This window comes from Sphaerochaeta sp. (assembly GCF_050256055.1).
In the GTDB taxonomy this organism is placed as follows: domain Bacteria; phylum Spirochaetota; class Spirochaetia; order Sphaerochaetales; family Sphaerochaetaceae; genus Sphaerochaeta.
The window spans coordinates 1-3,561 of sequence record NZ_JBFWIJ010000058.1; the positions used below are offsets into that span (position 1 = coordinate 1).

The following is a 3,561-nucleotide window of genomic DNA, read 5'->3' on the forward strand; positions in this document are numbered from 1 at the left end:
CCTTAATAATTCTCAGTTGCTCTTGAAGCTTAACTAATTCTTGTTCAACCATCACATTCCGCCTTGATTAACACTTTCAGACAAGTATATCACGCATTATTGCGTATACAATCCTTTCTTGATTTTTAATCATTGGCTTTCTTGAAATAAATTGATATGCCAGAACTTTACGTTATTATTAGTCTTTTGGATAAATAGCCGTAATAACATTCGGAAGTGTAGAATTATTTATCGTGAAGTACCCCATGAAGAAGCACTTGGCATAATTTGAATCTCCATGATCAACGTACTCATATTCGAAGGCTAAGGATTACTAGAGATCACTGTATATGAAGAATATCACTTTGATGTTTTGTAATGGTCTCTCTTAGTGGTTTCAACTTAGGTTTAAGTAATCCCATATCACTTGGTAACCTTATACATACGTATATTTTATAAATACGTAAGTATAGCAGTTTCCTTATAGCTATGGTTAATACGATATACTTGAGGCTCTTGCAAAATAGCAAAAGCCTGGTAATTTGCCCTGCCCCAAGCGTTCGGAAGAGTCCTTGGGTGCACAGAATTGTCTGAAATGAGCCCCCATCGGGCAAAACATATGGAAATGGACCTGACAATCCTATATAATGTTATTTACCACAAAAACATAGAAGGAGAGCAGGTCCATGAAAAGCATAACAGAAATCCTGGGCGGTTGCCAGATGGTATTCGGTATTTCCTACGACATCCAGGAGATTTTCGAAGGGTATGTGACCGATGAGCACCGCACCTTCATCCAGATGCTGCAGGTGATCGAGGAATTTTTGCCCCTTTGTGACCGCCCTGACAATCTGCCGGGACGCAAATCCTATGATGGGACTGCGATGATCCGTTCTTTCCTGGCAAAGCAGTTCTTCAAGATTCCCACAGTCACATCACTGCGCAACCGGTTGCTCAGCGATCCGTCGCTGAGGCAAATATGTGGGTTCTCCACCGTTCCCAGCGAAGCCACCTTCAGCAGGAGATACGCATCCCATGCACAAGAAAGACTCATGGAGAGGACGCTCGGTCCATTGGTATCGTCGTATCTACAGGACCATATCGTAGGACACGTCAGCCGGGACTCCACGGCGATCGAGGCACGCGAGAAGGCGACCAACAGGAAGAAGGAAGGGAAACCCAAGGGTAAGCGCGGCAGACCAAAGAAAGGTTCTGAACCAAGGGATAAGCAACAAAACGTGTTGGAGAGACAACTTGTGCAATCAGCCAAACAGGCGGTCGGTGAGCTGAACTCCCTCTGCAGCTGGGGATGCAAGCGCAATAGTCAGGGCAACAACAATTATTGGAAGGGCTACAAGCTGCACCTGGATGTCACCGACAGCGGCATTCCCATCAGTGCCATCGTCACCGGGGCGAATGTCCACGACAGCCAAGTGGCCATTCCCTTGGAGCGGATGACCGGAGGACGGATCATCCATCTGTATTCGCTGATGGACAGCGCCTACGATGCGAAACCCATCAAGGATTTCATCATCGGAAATGGCAGGATTCCCATCGTCGATCCGAACAAGAGGCGAAAACAACAACGGGTCCTGTCTCCCGCCGAGAAGCAACGGTTCAAGATCCGTTCCACCGTCGAACGATCCAATGCTCATTTGAAGGATTGGCTGATCCCCTCGAAGATCATGGTACGGGGCCCGGACAAGGTCGCCCACTGCCTGATGACCGGGGTGCTGTGCCTTGCCGCGATCAAGATATTGCAGTATTGCATTCTGCCTGACCTTCAGAAGACAGCATAGCGGTACACATAACAATGGAACATTCACCTGTCGTGGAACAGGTGTGCCTTTTTGTACCACCCCAACTATAGATTCGGCGTGAATAGTCTCTCAAAGCCATCGATTGGACATTTCGACCCGCACGATCATCGGTAACAATATCGTTACATGGATTCCGATTCACGATGACCGCTCATTTTGCAAGAGGCTCTATATTGTCAAGAGATAATTTCTTAAGAAGAAAAGAACGGTTGCAGGAAATCATCAGCTTTATAGCATGGATGTTTCTCGACAGATCGATATGCATTGGAGAGGGATCCTCAACGTATGGTTTTCTCCCTTAGATATTGATATTCTCCCACAATGTGGTACTATATGGGAAATAAGCCCGATTGGGAGCGAAGTGGACAACACAAGTACGGCTGTACCCAGCCTCACGGAAAGGGAACGACCCCAAAGAGTTAAGTTTCCAATGATTATCAATAAGCTCCCTTTCTCTGTCTTTTTAGGGAGAATACCTTTCTTTTTGAGAGAATGGCCATTGTCGCTGATATGAAACAAATTCAAAAATAGGTGCTTGTGTCCTACCGGAATGCGGGCAATGCATACGGCAAAACCTGTACCATCGCTTTCACCAAGAGCTCCCAGGTACTGTTCTACAACAAGACACAGTTCGAGAAGCTCGGCCTCCAGCCGTCCAGGACATGGAACGAGCTGGTGACAGTTTCCAAGAAGGCTGGTAGAGGCCACGAAAAAGCCTGCCATCGGGTATGACGACCTGATAGGGATGTTCCAGCAGTACATGCTCATGCTACAGAACGGCAATGAGTTCATCGTCGACGGCAAGGGGAGGTTCACCGAGCCTTCCGGCGTGGAGGCTTTCGAGTTTGTCCTTGACCTTCACCGCACGGAATATGCCCGTCTTGCCGGTGAAGACAAATACCTTTCCGGTCCTTTCAGCAACGGCGATGTGATGATGTATGGTGGCTCGAGTGTCGGTGTTGCCGTCAATCCTACGACGTTCAAATACGGTGCCGCTGCTCGGACGGTATAGCCGACCTCGGTGCCCGTGTCCAGACAGTGATCGACCAGAACAAACAAGGCTTCATTCAGGTGACACTGTTCCTGAGACCGTAAGCATCGATTCATATATTTCCTGCCGGAGAGGAGTTTTTCTCCGGCAGTTTTTTCAGTATGACGGGCATGTCATCACACTAGTAGCTCGTAACACTTAAACCTATTCCTTGATCACTGGGTACAGGCGCTTGAGTTTGGTTCTTGCGTCACTGGTAGTGAACTGCCAATCAATTCCTTTCTGGTTTGAGTTCCTGTCCCTTCCCCATGTAGAGACTTCTCTGCAAACCGTCTCGATATCAGGCAACCTTCTTGTCTCGATGCATTGGGTGGTCAAGGCAGCCAGTTCGCACTCGGCCATGTTCAGCCAACTGCCGTGCTTCGGGGTATAATGGATCTCCAACTTGGATGCAATCCGAAACGCTTCCTCCGGATGGAAGGTGGTGTACAGAGATCCAATCTTATGAGTGTTGAGGTTATCAAGCACCAAGCGGATGACATCTGCATCGGGATAGTCTTCGTCAACGAGCCGCTTGATCTGGCGGGCCCAGTCTTCCTTGGTCCTGTGCTCTTTTGCATCGACATACCGGTATTCGCCCAGCGGTTCGTTGAACATGAAGATGCTACAGGTACCCTTGCGGATGTATTCCGAGTCCTCCCTCAGTGGCTTCCCCCGTTCCATCGGAATGCTTTTCCTCTTGTGTGCAAGCAATTGCAGAGGTTTTTCGTC

Annotated in this window: 4 protein-coding genes; 3 read left to right on the top strand and 1 reads right to left on the bottom strand. The window is 48.2% G+C overall.

Annotated features, from left to right (window positions below; genetic code table 11):
- Window positions 1-665: 665 nt before the first annotated feature.
- The 3 genes from AB7C91_RS13590 to AB7C91_RS13600 all read left to right on the top strand — a co-directional run bounded on the left by AB7C91_RS13590 (window position 666) and on the right by AB7C91_RS13600 (window position 2,811).
- Window positions 666-1,778 (top strand): transposase, encoded by a 1,113-nt coding sequence (locus AB7C91_RS13590; RefSeq protein WP_428592358.1) that lies wholly within the window; start codon window positions 666-668, stop codon window positions 1,776-1,778.
- Window positions 1,779-2,336: 558 nt separating this feature from the next.
- Window positions 2,337-2,531 carry an extracellular solute-binding protein gene (locus tag AB7C91_RS13595; protein WP_428592362.1) on the top strand — a complete coding sequence of 65 codons (195 nt, stop codon included), beginning with the start codon at window positions 2,337-2,339 and terminating at the stop codon, window positions 2,529-2,531.
- 34 nt (window positions 2,532-2,565) lie between these two features.
- Window positions 2,566-2,811 carry a hypothetical protein gene (locus tag AB7C91_RS13600; protein ID WP_428592365.1) on the top strand — a complete coding sequence of 82 codons (246 nt, stop codon included), beginning with the start codon at window positions 2,566-2,568 and terminating at the stop codon, window positions 2,809-2,811.
- Window positions 2,812-2,994: 183 nt separating this feature from the next.
- On the opposite strand, the gene AB7C91_RS13605 is transcribed toward AB7C91_RS13600, so the two are convergent.
- The coding region (locus tag AB7C91_RS13605; RefSeq protein ID WP_428592368.1) for an IS630 family transposase at window positions 2,995-3,561 on the bottom strand (567 nt) is incomplete at its 5' end.